Source organism: Pseudomonas baetica (assembly GCF_002813455.1).
In the GTDB taxonomy this organism is placed as follows: Bacteria; Pseudomonadota; Gammaproteobacteria; order Pseudomonadales; family Pseudomonadaceae; genus Aquipseudomonas; species Aquipseudomonas baetica.
Genome location: NZ_PHHE01000001.1, coordinates 6,381,681 through 6,396,984 on the forward strand (window position 1 = coordinate 6,381,681; position 15,304 = coordinate 6,396,984).

At 51.3% G+C, this 15,304-nt stretch carries 16 protein-coding genes and 1 pseudogene; 14 read left to right on the plus strand and 3 right to left on the minus strand.

All coding sequences use genetic code 11. The annotated features are described in order from the left end of the window. The first annotated feature begins 7 nt into the window (after positions 1–7). From ATI02_RS29730 to ATI02_RS29765, 8 genes are all read left to right on the plus strand, one after another. Positions 8–433 carry a hypothetical protein gene (locus ATI02_RS29730; protein ID WP_100848137.1) on the plus strand — a complete coding sequence of 142 codons (426 nt, stop codon included), beginning with the start codon at positions 8–10 and terminating at the stop codon, positions 431–433. 100 nt (positions 434–533) lie between these two features. Then, the gene (locus ATI02_RS29735; protein WP_100848138.1) at positions 534–1,013 is read left to right on the plus strand and encodes a hypothetical protein; all 480 of its coding nucleotides are present in this window, start codon (positions 534–536) and stop codon (positions 1,011–1,013) included. A gap of 172 nt (positions 1,014–1,185) precedes the next feature. Then, complete coding sequence (locus ATI02_RS29740; protein ID WP_100848139.1) at positions 1,186–1,644, plus strand: DUF7375 domain-containing protein; 459 nt, start codon at positions 1,186–1,188, stop codon at positions 1,642–1,644. Between the two features lie 12 nt (positions 1,645–1,656). Further along, positions 1,657–3,144, plus strand: a complete 1,488-nt coding sequence (locus ATI02_RS29745) for a hypothetical protein (protein ID WP_100848140.1) — start codon at positions 1,657–1,659, stop codon at positions 3,142–3,144. 54 nt (positions 3,145–3,198) lie between these two features. Continuing rightward, positions 3,199–4,179, plus strand: coding sequence for an IS5 family transposase (locus ATI02_RS29750; RefSeq protein WP_100845114.1), 981 nt, complete (start codon positions 3,199–3,201; stop codon positions 4,177–4,179). 196 nt (positions 4,180–4,375) lie between these two features. Then, positions 4,376–5,164, plus strand: a complete 789-nt coding sequence (locus ATI02_RS29755; protein ID WP_100848141.1) for a hypothetical protein — start codon at positions 4,376–4,378, stop codon at positions 5,162–5,164. A gap of 8 nt (positions 5,165–5,172) precedes the next feature. Beyond that, positions 5,173–5,514, plus strand: coding sequence for a hypothetical protein (locus ATI02_RS29760; protein WP_100848142.1), 342 nt, complete (start codon positions 5,173–5,175; stop codon positions 5,512–5,514). Between the two features lie 376 nt (positions 5,515–5,890). Further along, on the plus strand, positions 5,891–6,616 hold the full coding sequence (locus ATI02_RS29765) for a Gp138 family membrane-puncturing spike protein (protein WP_100848143.1): 726 nt from the start codon (positions 5,891–5,893) through the stop codon (positions 6,614–6,616). 62 nt (positions 6,617–6,678) lie between these two features. Here the strand turns inward: ATI02_RS29765 and ATI02_RS29770 are convergent, their stop codons facing one another. After that, complete coding sequence (locus ATI02_RS29770; protein ID WP_238156217.1) at positions 6,679–7,752, minus strand: ParA family protein; 1,074 nt, start codon at positions 7,750–7,752, stop codon at positions 6,679–6,681. A gap of 274 nt (positions 7,753–8,026) precedes the next feature. Here ATI02_RS29770 and ATI02_RS29775 point away from each other — a divergent pair, with 274 nt between their 5' ends. The 4 genes from ATI02_RS29775 (at position 8,027) to ATI02_RS29790 (ending at position 12,249) form a co-directional block, all read left to right on the plus strand. After that, a complete protein-coding gene (locus ATI02_RS29775; protein WP_100848145.1) occupies positions 8,027–8,713 on the plus strand; it encodes a hypothetical protein in 687 nt (228 codons plus the stop codon). A 1,186-nt stretch (positions 8,714–9,899) separates the two neighbouring features. Beyond that, complete coding sequence (locus ATI02_RS29780) at positions 9,900–10,598, plus strand: recombinase family protein (protein WP_100848146.1); 699 nt, start codon at positions 9,900–9,902, stop codon at positions 10,596–10,598. Between the two features lie 308 nt (positions 10,599–10,906). Further along, a complete protein-coding gene (locus ATI02_RS29785; protein WP_100848147.1) occupies positions 10,907–11,584 on the plus strand; it encodes a hypothetical protein in 678 nt (225 codons plus the stop codon). Positions 11,585–11,781: 197 nt separating this feature from the next. Further along, positions 11,782–12,249 (plus strand): hypothetical protein, encoded by a 468-nt coding sequence (locus tag ATI02_RS29790; protein WP_100848148.1) that lies wholly within the window; start codon positions 11,782–11,784, stop codon positions 12,247–12,249. Between the two features lie 258 nt (positions 12,250–12,507). Here ATI02_RS29790 and ATI02_RS29800 read toward each other — a convergent pair whose 3' ends face one another. After that, positions 12,508–12,786 (minus strand): hypothetical protein, encoded by a 279-nt coding sequence (locus tag ATI02_RS29800; protein WP_100848150.1) that lies wholly within the window; start codon positions 12,784–12,786, stop codon positions 12,508–12,510. 200 nt (positions 12,787–12,986) lie between these two features. Between ATI02_RS29800 and ATI02_RS29805 the strand changes: the two genes are divergently transcribed. Both ATI02_RS29805 and ATI02_RS29810 read left to right on the plus strand, forming a co-directional pair. Further along, the gene (locus tag ATI02_RS29805; protein WP_146166091.1) at positions 12,987–13,706 is read left to right on the plus strand and encodes a hypothetical protein; all 720 of its coding nucleotides are present in this window, start codon (positions 12,987–12,989) and stop codon (positions 13,704–13,706) included. A gap of 37 nt (positions 13,707–13,743) precedes the next feature. Beyond that, positions 13,744–13,920, plus strand: a pseudogene (locus ATI02_RS29810) (FKBP-type peptidyl-prolyl cis-trans isomerase); the annotation flags it as partial. A gap of 248 nt (positions 13,921–14,168) precedes the next feature. Here ATI02_RS29810 and ATI02_RS29815 read toward each other — a convergent pair. Then, entirely contained in the window at positions 14,169–15,272 is a 1,104-nt protein-coding gene (locus tag ATI02_RS29815) for a cytochrome P450 (RefSeq protein WP_100848152.1), read from the minus strand. Between the last annotated feature and the right edge of the window lie 32 nt (positions 15,273–15,304).

Below are 15,304 nucleotides of genomic sequence, written 5' to 3' on the forward strand. Positions count from 1 at the left end.
GTGATACATGGCTAATAGCCCCACAGCAGAACAATTGATTACACGCACAGCCAGACGTTCACGTCTCGCTCTTCCTACCCTAGAACGTTACCTAGTTGCAGCTCAGCAAGCTAACTTCCCGGAAGCACACATTGAAGCTCTGACACAGCTTGTCGCTGAAATGGAAGCGCTTACGAAGCTTGAGGGTGTGGAGTTTGAACTACCAGCTCGCAGACCCGGACCTGTCCCTGCTTCCCGTGCAAAGACTACGGATTACACACGCGCTATCTTTGAATCTGTTGCTCCAAAGAAGCCACGCAAGAAAAAGACTGATGTTCCCAAAGTGATTGCAAAGATAGTCGCTAAAGACTTCGCGCCAGTGAGACAGCTCGAAGCTGAAGAAGCAGCAGCATTCACCAGTGAAGGCCAGTTGGTTACATTTGACTTCATGTAAATAGGGGCTGCAATGGCCCCTTCAGTAATAAACACTCCCCCGTTCGAACACATCCCCACATATTCGTCTTTCCAGACTATCCAATTTAGGAGCTATACCCATGTGCACAGATTCTCAGCAGGCGGTTATCACTCGTCTCATTGCTGACGTTCCAAGTCGCCAACATCACATCATTATGGATTTGGTTCTACGCAATCAGATTAAGTCAGCAGAAGCAGTTGCAGAGGAATTCAGCAAGATTGCCGCCTTACAAGCCAGCGCTATGCAAGCTTTCCAGATCGCTCAAGAAGAAACACAGCAAGCAGTTGAACATCACGCTCAAGCATCCCGTAACTTCGTTGTCGCTCGTGCAGACATCGTGAAACTACAAGAAGCTCTTGCAGTTTCACAACACGATTATCAACGCCTCTCTGAAATGAATGCAGCTTTCCAAGAGCGTGTTATCCAGATGGAAACCAACGCTATCCAGATGGAAGCAGAGCGTGAAGAGTTGTACGGATTCCTCGCTGCTGCCAGTGATGCATTAGATGCGGCTGAAGTCGCTGCAACGCTCGCTGTCACTCTTGTAGAAGCTGCCTGATGACGCAGGCACATGATGAACTTCAAACCTCCCTCTTAGCTGTCACAGAGGCTTTTAGAACGGCTCTTGCTGCATTTCCCGCAGATGGGAGTTACGACGCAGAAGCAGTTAGTACCTACCTTGAAGCAGCTCACCAACAACAATTAATTCAACTCCAACTGAGAGAACTCCAATGACCGACACAATACAACAAGACGCTCCCAGAATCACACTCACACGTACTCAGATTCAATTTTTCCAATCACTTGCGGAACAATCTGTACGTGCCAGCTTTGAATCAGTCGAAGACCCTGCCGTGGTGGAAAAATTCATCGAGCCTATTCACTTTAAGCAATATGGCAAACACTTCGGGGAAACGATGCTATCCCGTGTCAGTTACTCCGATGTGAAAGCCGTGGACAAATTCATGAAAAGTGAACAGTTCATCAACGTTATGGCCGCTCTTGAAGAGGCTGTAGATACAGTCCCATTCACAGAGGACGATGCACTGAATACGGCGTTCACAGCTTCTTTCATTCTCGACACTGTATCGCCTGTGTTAGCTCCAGAAGAATATGCAGCAGCTCTTGCATCAACTGATAAACCGATGGGCGCTCTTGAGAAGTTGCTTTCTCGTGCTGTCTCTCGATAAGGATAAACAAACATGACGGAAGAAAGTGTTGTCCAGCTAACGGGAGATATTCTTCTCAAGGTAGATACCCGCCCCATTGATAGACTCGAACATAAACTACGTGGCCTGATGCGTCTCAGTGACGCTATTGGTCGTAAGATCGGGAAGAACCTTACCCCCGATGGGCGTGCAATGAACAAGCTTGCAGCTCAGACAAAGCAACAGTTTGCAGCTCAGATGCAAGCGTCTAAGTTCACCCTGGCACAGCAGCAACAACAGACCAAGCTTGGAAGCCTTCAGGCCAAGCAGTCTCTTGAACAGATTAAGGTACGTAAGGCTGAACAGGCCCACGCAGTGGCCGCTGCTACAGCTCAACGTCGGGCACAGCTCGATCAAGTGAGAACACAAGGTGCATTGCTTGCCAACAAGATGAAGGCTCTACGCCTCACAGACCTTGAGTCTCGTCTTAAGGCTCGTCAACTACGTGCAGACCGTAACGCTCGACGAGCGCCACAGGCTCAAACACGCTTCCGTAACCCGTTCCATGGTGGAGGTGGTGTTGGTCGTGGTGGTTATGCCCGTGTAGGCCTTGCCGGTCACGCTGGCCGTCTCGCTAATCACTTCGGTGGCTTCGGTCGTAATGGCGGGAGCGGTGGTATTCCCCGTCCTCATATGCCATCTGGGGGCCGCTCTGGTAGTGGTGGACGTGTGTCCAGTGCTGTTGGTGGTTTCCCTGCTCTTGGTGGGCTCGCTATGGCCGCTACTGGAGCCACTGTCGCTCTAGCTGCAATGGCCGCTGTTGCATTCAAGTTTGTTTCAGAAGCAGAGCGTGCAGCTAATGCCCAACAGCAACGCAACGCACAATTCAAGGTTGCTGCCGGAAGTGAAGAGGGCGCCAAGGGAATGGAAGCTCGCTACCAGAAGCTAGCCGATTATCTCGGGTTGAACGCCAATGAAGGTGGACGAGATTACGCAAAGCTAACCGGTGCGCTTGCCAAGAAAGGCGGTGTTGCACAGGCAGAGGCTACCGCATCTGGAATCATGTCCTACGGTAAAGCCCAAGGCATGACACAAGATGAAATGAAGCTGATGAACCGTGGTTTGTTGCAAGCCCTCGGTAAGAACCAGCTTTATGCAGAGGAATGGACAGGACAAATCTCTGAACACCTTGGGGCCAATGCCAACCAGTACGGTGCAGAAGCTTATCAACGTGCAATCGGAGGAAAGAAGACCGGACAAGAAGCGGAAGACCAATTCCGCAAAGATCGTGAAGACAGGAAAATCCGTGGCCCTGTTTTGCAGGCTTTCATTAAGGAGCTTGGAGCAGTCCTAGGGAAACATGCCAACGACGGCGGCGCATTGGATGTAGCGAGGCAGTCCCAAGAATCCCGTAAGGCGCGCTTTGCAAATCAGCTCTCGGAGAATATGACACACGCTTACAACAACAGCGGGTTGAAAGAAGCCACCGGCCCGATGTATGAGAACGCTCAAGGCTTGTTGAAAGCTCTAGGGAAACTCTGAAGAAGACTTCCTGATTTTGGCAAAATACCGGGACTCCACCCGCCGAGCTTTCCGATGAAACAGATGACCTTCGCTGACGCCGAGTACGCAGGCAAGCGTAAGCAGACCCGCAAAGAGTTGTTCTTGATCGACATGGATCAGGTGGTGCCGTGGAACGGCTTGATCAAACTGATCGAGCCGTTCTACCCGAAGGGTGAAGGCGGTCGTCCGGCTTATCCGTTGATGACGATGCTGCGTGTACATTTGATGCAGAACTGGTTCGGTTACAGCGATCCAGCGATGGAGGAAGCGCTGTACGAGACCACCATCCTGCGGCAGTTCGCCGGGCTGAATCTGGAGCGTATTCCCGACGAAACCACCATCCTCAACTTCCGCCGACTGCTGGAGAAACACGAGCTGGCTGCCGGCATCCTGGCCGTGATCAATGGCTATCTGGGTGACCGAGGGTTGTCGTTGCGCCAAGGCACCATTGTCGATGCCACGCTGATCAATGCGCCCAGCTCGACCAAGAACAAGGACGGTAAACGCGATCCAGAAATGCACCAAACCAAGAAGGGCAACCAGTACTATTTCGGCATGAAAGCGCACATCGGTGTGGATGACGAGTCAGGTCTGGTGCACCGCGTGGTGGGCACAGCCGCCAACGTGGCGGATGTCACTCAGGTGGACAAATTGCTGCACGGTGCGGAGAACGTGGTCTGCGCCGATGCCGGTTATACCGGCGTCGAGAAACGTACCGAGCATGATGGGCGCGAGGTGATCTGGCAGATCGCGGCACGCCGCAGTACTTACAAAAAGCTGGGTAAGCGTAGCGCTCTATACAAAGCCAAGCGCAAGATCGAGAAGGCCAAGGCCCAGGTGCGCGCCAAAGTCGAGCACCCGTTTCGGGTGGTCAAGCGCCAGTTCGGTTTTGTGAAAACGCGCTTCCGTGGCCTGGCCAAAAACACCGCGCAACTGGTGACGCTATTCGCGCTGTCGAATCTGTGGATGGCACGCCGACATTTACTGACGAGTACAGGAGAGGTGCGCCTGTAATGTGGGAAATGACCGTTGCGAGGTGCTCGCGGCGGCTAAAAGCGCAGAAATACGCGGATGATCTGATCGTTTTGGTCGATTCGCCGTTTTCAAAATCAGCGGAGGCTGAAGTCAGCCAGAAAAGCGTGACTACTTCAGACCATCCCTAGGGCCAGAGTTTGATAAGTTCGCTAAATGGTCTGCTGAGTCGGTGAAGATGTTGAGCGAAGGTTTGAAGCTAGCAACAGACTTCGTTGATGCCTTGAACAGTTCAAAGCCTGATGCAATGAATGAATATTTTGATCCCGAATCGATCAAATCATTCAAGTCTGCATGGGATGACTTCATAGTGTCTATGCAAGACCGCTTCAAAGCGCTGGGGGATTTGTGGAAAGAAGTATTTGGTGATACCACGGCTAAAGACTTTGCTTCCGGTGTCCTCGATGTCCTGACGTTTATTCTAAAAGCGTTCAATGGAATCAATAGTGTAATTACCTCGATCATCAAAGAGTCTGTTGCCTTTATACAATGGGCTAAACAGAATATTCCGGGGATGGGAGGCGAAACCGCTGGTCAAGATGGTAAGGCTACTCCTACTGTTAACTCGACAGGGAAGATAGCGCCGGGAACTTCAATGTTGGCTCCTTCTCCGAATGGGGCAGCAGATGCCAAAGCAAGCCCTCTTCCTGTACAGGCGCCCCTTGTAGTTCCGACATCGCCATCAATCTTGCCGCCCTCGGTACAAGCCAGTATGAAGACCATGAGTGTTCCCCCGGCTTCTGCTATCAATCCTCCTGCTGTTCAACCAGCCCCTGTGACGAACAATACTACGGTGAACAACAACGTCACTGTGCAAGCTCCTAACATCAGGATTGATGGTTCAAATCACACACCTGAGCAGATTGCTGAAGCTCTAGGCTCGAAACTACAAGGCATGGCAACAAAGGCTTTGAAAGATGAAGTGAGCAAAGCGGCAGCCTCCCAGACGGATCGATACGGACGATGAGCGGACACATGGACAAAGTTATGAGTGTTCGTGTCTGGGGTTGGCTTCTGGCATCTTGCCTGATCGTTATGGCGTTTTGTGTCTACATGGCATACGACGCCCATAACGTCCTCAACAAATATCGCAGTGAAAGAGAACAGGACATGTCTCGTTATCGTTCTGAGTTGGTGCAGGCGTTGAACAATCAGAGTGACTTACTACGTGCGAAGATCGACAGTAGTAATGTGCAGCTTAAACAGTATGTTGATATCCAAGTGCCGCTGTTGATGAAGAACTATGTCCCTTCCTCTGTGAATATCACGAATAAGAATACGGCTAATGCCACTTCAGCCTTGGAGTCAAGACAATGACACACCACGAGTATAGAGAGGATATTCTGTCAGCGGATATTCTCTTCGCTCTTAACCAACACGCAAGACATGTTACACCAACTCAAAGAGTTGCACTTTCACATGCTCTAGTAGCTCTCGTAGGGCGCCTAGGGAATGATCCTGATCAACGTATAGGTTCGCTCTCTGTTGAGGCTCCTGTAGCGTCTCAGAGGGGCAGGGCAGCATATAACCCGCAGCCAGCTAAGCCCGATGTATTGCATAACCCATTCACAGTTCCAGATGACGCACCAAAGCACATCGCTCTAATCGCTAATTAATGTTGCTTGCAGCATTTCCTTTTCCCAAGCGAGCAGGAGGACGGAACGACACATAAATATTTCAGAAGGAAAGAAACATGAGTGACCTCATTGCCCTTATCAATAAACAAATCACCGACCAGAATGATGAACAAGACCAATGCTTCTTGGCTCGTGTAATCCGTGTTAACAATGCTCAACTCACTGTTGATGTTGAAATGCTGACTCTTCGATACGATGCGGACGGAGAGACACAGGACGATGTCCCTGTGCTTGGTGTTCCTCTCGTTATGCCATCAAGCTCTACGTCAGCAATCACGTTCCCTGTGCAAGTCGGGGATACCGTCGTCTGTGTTGTTTCACAAACATCCATTGACAACTACAAGACTTCCACTAGTAATGCCGATGTGCCAACCAGAGTGAACGATTACCGACGCTTCAACGCACAAGACGCTCTTGCATATCCTTATTGCAAGCGTTCAAACAATCCAGCTCTACGAACATTGGATCATGATCCTAACGACGTGGTGATTACACATAACATCGGCACAGGGAATGAATGCTCTTTCATCCTGAAAGCAGATGGAAATGTTGAGGTGACAAGCCCGTTCGCCGTAAAAGTGAAGGCAAAGGATATTGAGCTGGAAGCTGAAAACAGCCTTTCCATGAAAGCACAGACAATGACAATTCAAGTGCCTAACACAACATGGACAGGTAATTACACGGTGACCGGGGAAGCCACATTCAATGGCATTCCGTTCTCAACACACAAACACACAGGCGTCACTCCGGGGAGCGGTACGACCGCTGCCCCTGTCGTTTGAGAAGCTTAAAAAATGTTTAGAGGTAAGAAACCCGCTCAGACGGGCTTCTTTCGTTGCGCTTTTTACAGTTTTGAAACAAATTTCGTCAGATGTTTAAGGGATTCTTTGTAGTTCGACTTGGGTATCCCAACAGGCTCGCCATTAGGCATTGTGTAAGTGTTGTGCTGGGGCAATCGGTGCAGAGGGATGCCGAGACTTGCTGATACCTTGCCTGCTGTATGGAAGTCTTTGACATTGGATACAAAAAGCGCCTCCCACTCTTTTGCGGTTGTCGGTGGTTCTTGGCATGGATAAAATATCGTTGGGTCTGTGGCGTATTGTTTCCAAGCATATTCTATAAGCTCTTCTCTAACAGCATCGAAAGCCGTTGCTACGCCGAGGTTCGTCGTGAAGTTGTTGAAAGGTAATTCCCAGATTTTCGGCAGTTCTAAGCCGTATTGCTCGACTTGGCGACTGAAGGTTACTACCTTAGCTGCATAATTTTTCGTTGCTGATGATGGATACTTTCCATATAAGAGCATCAGAATTCCTTTGATGCCCTCCAGCGAGCTGAAGTCTGCCATCATTGGAACGATTAATGCGTCGGACGATACAAGCGCCATTTGTGTGTAAACGGAGAAGCTTGGGTTGCAATCAACGAAGACGGTCATCTCTTCGTATTCGGAGTTTTGCAATTCCAGATCACATAGTCTGCGTATCGCAGTCACGTACTCCTTCCACGCAAAGATGTTTGCCGGGTTCATAGTGGCAAAGTTTAAGGCGAGGGTCAGCGACTCTAGGAACGAATCGCCAGCGATCAGATGCAGGTTCTTCGTAACATTCGGATTATGCGGCTTCACCTGGGTTAAGTAGCTGGTAGGTAGGCTAGTAAAGCCAGAATTTCCACCAAGCATCCAATCCATAAAGCCAACGATATTTCTGCGAGTTGCAGTGGATTGGAGTCTCTGATTTGCCTTGTACCCAACGTGCCCGCCACCCAGCAGGAATTGCGAAATGTTGGCTTGGGGACACAGGTCAATCACCAGAACAAGCTTTTCAGGGTTGTTTTCGGCGTAGAGGCATGCGGCGTTTTGACAGAGCGTGGTTTTCCCCACTCCTCCCTTGTTGTTGTAGAACGCATATATCTTCGTGGTCACGGCTTGACTCGTCCTTGTGGGGTGTAACCGCATGATGGCGGCAAGGTGATGGCGTTTCAATAGCTATTGCTCAACAGCATCGATTGGTCTGTTCCGAGTCACCCGGCATTCGCAATAGTTCATCGATTGAGAGGGAATTATCTGCCTCACATGGAATTTCATATGTCAATGAATTTCTTGACTTTTTCCCCGTCTCGGCGTACATTGACGCCTTCAACAACCACTACCCCTGAGAGGGCACGCCTATCGACCGAACTGACAAGGAGATTTATCCATGAGTACCGCTATTCCCGCCCCAACCGCCGCTGTAATCAAGCCTTCCCGTAGCAAGGTTTCTCCCGAGTCCCGCACTCAAGCTATCCAGATGCGTGCTGCTGGCGCCTCATATCCTGACATCGTAAATGCGACCAACTGCGAAGCCGTCACGGTGGACTGGTGTAAGCGCAACCTGAAGACTGTTCCCGTCTACGACACGCACTTTTATCTCATTGAAGAACTGACTCCCTTGGCGCTCCGCCCAGAGGGAATTGCACGTCTCGACCTGCGTACACGGATTAAGAAAGCTTACGGTATCGCTGATGGTAATCCGATCCCGAGGGCAATTTACACGCGCACCACGAATGGGTTACCGGAAGGGGCATTCATACGACCAGACTTTCTAGAGCCAGAAGCAGCGGTAGCCAGTCAGAACGCTTTGTGTGTCGCCGCTATCACCCTCATGGAACGGTTTGAAGAGCTGGTTGCAGAATACATTCACCAGTTCCCGAGCACATCACCTTGGCATGTGAGGAACACGATCTTGCAGATGCTGACAGGCAGTCATCCCGGTGGCCCGCTGGTTCAAGGTCGTCGTATCAACGACGCGGTTGAAGAGTTGACGGATCGTGTCCCACAATCCGGCGTAGTCGTGTCATCTTGCCTGCCCGTGGTCGATTCTGAATACGATGCACTATGCGCCTGAGGGAAGTGCACTTTTCGTGCAGATAGATGTATAGGTGGTGCAGAGTGGAGCTGCCTACCCTTGGTGCACTTTTCGTGCAGATAAGTTATGAATGGTGCAGAAGCGCATCTGCAAGTGAGGATACTCAGGGAGGAAGACCGTTTACACGCTTGGCGTGTAGCCTGTTCCTTGTGAAGTGGTTCACCCTTGTAATGGTTTCACTGTTGAATGTTCCATCCGGGAATGACAATTCCATCTTCGATGGTTAGTCCTATTCGTAGTTGGGCAATAAAAAATAAATGAAATTTATTGCCCTCTGTGAAAGATAATGTTGCAGCAACGCTGCCGTAGTAATCCCTGTTTACCTCCGGTTAAGTTGTCATAACTTTACAATTCCGTTGTGTGTGCATCCTGCTTCACCTTCGGTTAAAGGTTCCCTGTTTTATCTCGTTTTCCATGGTGCAAATGTATCTTGGTGTGCGTGGTTTGACTGTGTGAATTGAGTGCAACTGATAAGCGGGTGACGCCATTAATGATGGACATGCTGTAAGAGTGGTGTGCATCAACTCCCCTTAATTCCTGGCTTGTGTCAAATGACGACATCTGAGAAGTGTGCTGATTTCTAAGCAAATCGATTTCGCACTTATCAAGTGATATTTTGACGTTTCTCGCAAGATGTCTCAGGTGCCAATTATCTGGATGTGTCAATCGCAATGTGCAACATTTACACAGGGAATCGTTCGCATTTCTTCTTCGCTTGATTCGTCAAATGGCTCCAAATTACACGCTCGGCTCAGGTTGCAAGCTCTCCACTTAGTCGAAGTAGTCAAGCTGTTTCGTTGCATAGCTTTAAAGGCCGTTCGAGTGATGTTCGTACTAGGCTTAAGTGGCTACGCCCCTAGGTGTAATAGTTACACGCCAGTTATGGCCCTAATCGAGCTACAAGCCACGTCTTGTAAGGGTTTGACGCCACACCGGAGTGGGACAAAAGTGATAATGGTTCCTGCCTTGCGAGCGGAGCGGGAGCGCCATTTAGAGCAACACGACCAAATAAAACATTGGACAATTCAAGCTTCCATAAGTGAATCCCTGTCGGTCATGACACATATCATTACGTATGAGAGGTGTCATACGGTTTGTCATGTCCGGCTTAGGTCGGTAGAATGAGATGCAGGGACAGAATGTCCGATAGCTTTGGAGTGTGATGATGGACGTTGTTGCATACATCCGTGTGAGTACAGGCAAGCAGGAAGCGTCTGGCCTTGGCCTTGAGGCGCAGCTTGATTACATCCACACAGCGGCCACCCAACAGGGCTGGAATGTAACCTCTGTCTTCTCCGAAGCCGTGTCAGGCTCTGTAGCTCCCCTAGATCGCCCTCAATTTGCCAAAGCACTGGCAACAGGTTTGCCCATCGTCGTAGCTAAGCTGGATCGTCTATCACGGGACGTTGAACACATTGCCGGATTGATGAAGCGTGTGCAGTTCAAGGTGGCGACGATGCCGCAGGCTGACAACTTTCAACTTCATTTGTTTGCAGCTCTGGCAGAGCAGGAGAGGGTGTTCATTCGCACGCGCATTAAGGACGCTCTCAAGGCGTTACAACAACGTGCTGATGATGGGTGCATCGAGAGCCAACAGAAGATCCAAAGACGCACAGCAGGGCTTGTGGCGGCTCGTGCGAACAAGGATGTATCACCAGCATCTGATGCCCTGACAGCGAAGGTAGAAGCCCACCGTGAAGCCATCCTGCCTCATGTACAAGCATGCCTCTACACAGGCTCCAAGACGCTTCAGAGCTTGGCTAGCTGTCTTAACGCAAAGGGACAGAAAACGTCTCGGGGAGGCGAGTGGAGCGCTACAACAGTTCGACGCTTGATGATTGCATTAGGACTATCATTTGACTGATGGTGCTTGGCACGGCTGTGTCTGAAGCGCCCTTGGGTTATTATGGAATTACGACGAATTCTCAATTGGCCCTATCCGTTTGGTTAAGTGCCTCCGGTATAAATCCGGGCAGAATCTAGTTGTCTGTAACCCCCCGCCATCATTATTTTCTGGCTGATAGTTTCAAGTGCCATCGAATGTGCATCCGGAAATTTTCGGCGGCTTGGAATATTTTCAGAACGATCCAGTTGTCATTACCCAGGTAGGTTGATTGGGCACATTGCCATCCCTGCTCTGGTAGAATGTCCTTTTTGCCTATTGAGGTAGCCATGAAGGCGAAGGGTATCTGGGGGATGGTGATTGCCGGGGTATTGGGCTTGGGTGCCTTGATCGGCCCGCCGTTAGCTGACTCGCTTGTGAAGGATGGAAAGCTCCCTGATTGGATATCAGGCAAGCTGACCGGGTTGTCGGAGTTTCTCTCGCAACAAATCCCGTTCCCCTTGTGGTTGATCATTCTAGGCGTCTTGCTTGCGTGTGCCCTGACAGTCGAATTTTATAAAGGCGCTGTTAAAACCGCTGATCACGCGGGAGACGTTGCCCGCTTGACAGAAGAGTGCGAGAAGCGTGACCAACGGTTTCTTCAAATGGAAGAATATAAATCCTCGCTCTTGGTGCAGCTTGCCGAGAAGACTCAAGCCCTAGAAGCTATGGAAGCCCTTGAAGCCCAAAGAGCATTGGACGTGCCGGAAGCGGTTCAGCATCATTTGTCTGCTATTGGGCTCAAGGTGATGGCAATCGTTGCAAGATGTACAGATAGAAATGTCAAACCAACCTTGTCTGCAATTGCCGCTGCAATACCTGTCGGGCACGTGGAAGCTCACGCCGCTATCGACGTTTTAATAGAAAACGGATTTTTGACTCGGATAGCTTCTGTTGGTGGTGCAAAATTTCAATTCACTCCCGCTGGTCGTGCATTCTACGTGATGCAAAACGAACAACAGGGATAGGCTTTCGACGCGCCAGCTAACTGGTTGTGTTGTCATGTTTGATGTGTGTCGTAAGCCATGTCATGTCATATTTTGTGTGTAAATTACACATGAACGTTGACGTGTCATGCGATGTGTCATATTCTCTGCTTCACACGCCAAGCAGATGGAAATATAGCAAGGCAATATCATAGCGCTTCACAACGCGGGGAATAGACATGACCAGTAGCACCAAACACATCAAAGTGCCTAGCTATCCAGAGCCTCAAGGTCTGGAATTCAAGGCTGGGCAGTCTTGGAACAAGCAACATGGTTACGTACAGACCGAAGCCGGGATGTGCGATGTGGAAGCTTTGAAAGCTGCTTACAATGCTGCTGGGCGCCCTGCACTACGTACATGGGTCAAAGAGCAGGCGGGGAAAGGTGTTGCAGTTCCGTCTTATCCAACGTGCATGTCATGGTTCAAGCTTGACGATGGAAAAGTTGTCGCAGGCTCGTTTGCCGTTGGTGCAAGCTCTAGCACTGCTTTCAGCTTCGCACAGGAGTTTGAAGCCAAGTTTGAAGCTGAAAAGAAAGCTGCGTATATCGAGTTCCTGCATGGCAAAGCAAACGATCTTCGTGCACAGCTTGCTGCTGTAGAGGGCGAGATTACCAAGCTGACAAGCGATCCCGTAGTAGAGGGTTGATGATGTTTTCCTACGTGTTCGCGATGTGTGTTGCATCCACTGGGGAGTGTCTCCAGTTGGCCAAACAAGGGAACGACTACCCAACGATGGCAGCGTGTACAGCCGCTCTGATGGAAGATGCTCGTACAATTCGCTTGAAAGATGACCTAGTGCCTGTGCTGGGGCCGTGCATGTCTTCTGATGCTGCACAGGTGATCTCTAGTCGGAATCCCCGCCACAAAGCAAAGTAGTCAGATAGGCCGCCTAGCGTGGCCTTTTTCATTTCCTGTTGTGGTCGCCGTACTGGTATCCCATGCGGGATGGTTCCTGTTCGCTTTGTCGCCTGTACACATCGCTCAACGTCCATTGCAAACGCCCGTGTTCCACCTTCAATGCAGCAAGCTCCTTTGAGCTATCCCGGTACATCACAATCAATCCAGCAATGTCACTGTGGGCTTTCCGTAGGCAAAGGCGAGTAGCGTCCAACTCTGCTTCCAGCAGCCGGTTGTAGTGTTGGAGCATTTCTACATGCGTGGGCTGGCCCAGTTCAAAGCCCATGTCGTCAACAAGCCCCTCAATTCATTCGTTTTTGATTTCAGTTACGCCAGCTACTAGATGTCCATCCAGTATCGTAGCTGGCGGGCTTCTTCAAGGCGTGAAGGATGGGCGGGAAGGGCCATACGCTGCCATCAGAAGCTGGCACTCTGGTAGCATCTGTCGGGACATTTGATTGAAGGTGGAGAAGGGAAGGGATGCAGATGGACAACGTAAAGCAGCGCTCCGGGTGGAAGTGGTTCAAATGGCTAGCGGCAGCGACACTCGTTCCCGTCTTGGGCATCCCCGCTACAAAACTGGCGGAGAGCTATTACGACGTTTCGCTTTTTAGCTCGATGTTTGTAGCAGTGGGGGTTTGGCTGAGCCAAACGATTCCGGTTCACCTGTGGCTGTTTTGGGTTGTGACAATCGTGTCAACGCTGCTGGGGGCGTTTGGTGTCTGGAGTTTTCTGGATCGGCGTCACCAAGTGGGGCTTGCTAAGGCAGAGCAGGAAAAGGCATTTGCGAGAGCGAGAGAGGCTATTGCGAAGCTGAAAACAGCCAATTCCGAGTTGGACGCCGCCAAGCTTGCACTGGGAGTGGCACGCACAGAATTGGATTCTGCTGGAATCGAACTGGATGCTGCCAACACGAAGATTGCAGAGCTGCAAAATCCGGCGTTGCCGCCTATGACAGAAGATCAAGACAAAGTGATCGCCGTTATCGCAACCTATGACAGCGAAGGCAAAGAGTGTTCGGCAAGTGAGTTCCCGAGTCGCATTGGGTTGAATCTGTTGGAAGCAGACGGGGCGATGGACGTGCTGGAGGCAAGGAAATTGATCGAATTCCAATACTACAATGGTCGTCGGTACGTCACGTTGACTGCCAAGGGGCGAGCATACGTCTTACATGCTGACTTTTGGATGCCGCCGATGCCCTCCTAGACAGGGATTGCTGTATCGATGACCAATAAAAGTAGAGGGTCATATAGAAAAAGGTTGCGATCAAGGCTTGATGGGCATGCAGGTTGGCGGCAAGCGTAAGTTGCGGGTGCCGGCACATCTTGGCTATGGCGAGCGAAGCATGGGCAAGATCCCGCCGAATTCGAATCTGGTCTTTGAGATCGAGTTGCTGGAGGTTTTGACGCGGGAGGATTGAGGCGAAATGTGTGTTTATTGAATGCTTTCAGGGCTCAGGGCAATGGATGTCGAACACATGATTTATCGCCCCGCCGAATGGTTGACCACCCGCCAGTCAACCGGTCGCCGGACGATTTCCGGTTTCCGGTTCGTTGTTGAAGTCCTCCAGCGAATTGTTGCATTCGCTGGAGAACGTCGAGATTTATCTCAGGGCTCACACGCCGTTTATCCTGGCAGATGTTGCCCATCTGCCACAGCGTCACAGCCTTACGCACTGCTAATACTGAACAACGGAATTCGCCCATTCAGGGAAGGGCGGTAGCGCCAGGTGAGCTGTGTCAGGTCGATGTCGTTGGCAAGGATTTGGTTGACGGTGGCCGCGGCAATACTCATCGCCAGGCTCTGTCCGGGACATTGATGCCGCCCGCTGCCAAAACTGAAACTGCGGCGATTCGGTCGTTCCAGCAGAAACCGGTCAGGTTGTTCATTCAATAAGGGATCGCGGTTGGCCGAGGCCAGCAGCACCAGTATCACATCGCCGGCCTCAACGCGGACACCGTCGATTTCGCAGGATTGCGCCGCAAAACGCCGGGTGTTCTGCACTGAAGGGTCGAAGCGCTGAACTTCAGCCAGCAGCGCGTCCATCGATGCATCGCGCAATGACGGCTGGCGTTGCAGTGCGATCAATGCATGACCAATCAGGCCGGCAGTGGCTTCATGGGTCTGCGAGCAGAGGCCGATCAGGTTGGCGATGAGGGTTTCCTCGTCGCCTGTAAACCGCTTCTGGATACCCCTCAGCAAAGCGCTTTCAGGCTCAGCGAGCAATTCAATGAAACAACCGCGCAACTGTTCCGCCGCCGCGTGGGCCGCCGCCAGTTGCAGGTCGTTGCTCAAGGGCGACAGGCACGCTACGAATTCTGCGGTCAACTCGCTGATCGCTCGGCCTTGCGCCGGAGTGAAGCCGAGCAACGCGGCGACCACGCACACCGGGCCGCGAAACATTGCCTTATATAAGCCGTGGGCATCTGCGCTGATCAGGCGCGCGGCCACCCGCGCGTTAACGGCGGCGACATCGATCAGTTCCAATTCGGGCTCGACCGCTGAGCGCGGGCAGCGCTGACGCTCACCGTCATTCATCCGCATCAACAGCCCGAACACCTTGCCCGCCGTACCCTCGGCAATTGCGTTGGGCACCGGTTCCTGTACCGGACGCACTCGACAATCGGCATGTGCCAACACCGCACACACCGCGCGGGCGCTGCTGGCGATCCACAATTTCAATCCGTGATGGAAGGTCAGCCCACCTTCGGCGCGCAATGTGGCGTAGTAGGGGTAGGGGTCGGCATGGGTCGCAGCAATGATGGGGTCCATGGTTCACAGCCTTGTCGGTGGGAAAGTCATGC

Excerpts from the sequence above, each read along its gene's own strand:
- ATI02_RS29730 (WP_100848137.1), top strand. The coding sequence starts at position 8 with ATGGCTAATAGCCCCACAGCAGAACAATTGATTACACGCACAGCCAGA.
- ATI02_RS29735 (WP_100848138.1), top strand. The coding sequence starts at position 534 with ATGTGCACAGATTCTCAGCAGGCGGTTATCACTCGTCTCATTGCTGAC.
- ATI02_RS29740 (WP_100848139.1), top strand. The coding sequence starts at position 1,186 with ATGACCGACACAATACAACAAGACGCTCCCAGAATCACACTCACACGT.
- ATI02_RS29745 (WP_100848140.1), top strand. The coding sequence starts at position 1,657 with ATGACGGAAGAAAGTGTTGTCCAGCTAACGGGAGATATTCTTCTCAAG.
- ATI02_RS29750 (WP_100845114.1), top strand. The coding sequence starts at position 3,199 with ATGAAACAGATGACCTTCGCTGACGCCGAGTACGCAGGCAAGCGTAAG.
- ATI02_RS29755 (WP_100848141.1), top strand. The coding sequence starts at position 4,376 with ATGTTGAGCGAAGGTTTGAAGCTAGCAACAGACTTCGTTGATGCCTTG.
- ATI02_RS29760 (WP_100848142.1), top strand. The coding sequence starts at position 5,173 with ATGGACAAAGTTATGAGTGTTCGTGTCTGGGGTTGGCTTCTGGCATCT.
- ATI02_RS29765 (WP_100848143.1), top strand. The coding sequence starts at position 5,891 with ATGAGTGACCTCATTGCCCTTATCAATAAACAAATCACCGACCAGAAT.
- ATI02_RS29775 (WP_100848145.1), top strand. The coding sequence starts at position 8,027 with ATGAGTACCGCTATTCCCGCCCCAACCGCCGCTGTAATCAAGCCTTCC.
- ATI02_RS29780 (WP_100848146.1), top strand. The coding sequence starts at position 9,900 with ATGGACGTTGTTGCATACATCCGTGTGAGTACAGGCAAGCAGGAAGCG.
- ATI02_RS29785 (WP_100848147.1), top strand. The coding sequence starts at position 10,907 with ATGAAGGCGAAGGGTATCTGGGGGATGGTGATTGCCGGGGTATTGGGC.
- ATI02_RS29790 (WP_100848148.1), top strand. The coding sequence starts at position 11,782 with ATGACCAGTAGCACCAAACACATCAAAGTGCCTAGCTATCCAGAGCCT.
- ATI02_RS29800 (WP_100848150.1), bottom strand. The coding sequence starts at position 12,786 with ATGGGCTTTGAACTGGGCCAGCCCACGCATGTAGAAATGCTCCAACAC.
- ATI02_RS29805 (WP_146166091.1), top strand. The coding sequence starts at position 12,987 with ATGGACAACGTAAAGCAGCGCTCCGGGTGGAAGTGGTTCAAATGGCTA.
- ATI02_RS29815 (WP_100848152.1), bottom strand. The coding sequence starts at position 15,272 with ATGGACCCCATCATTGCTGCGACCCATGCCGACCCCTACCCCTACTAC.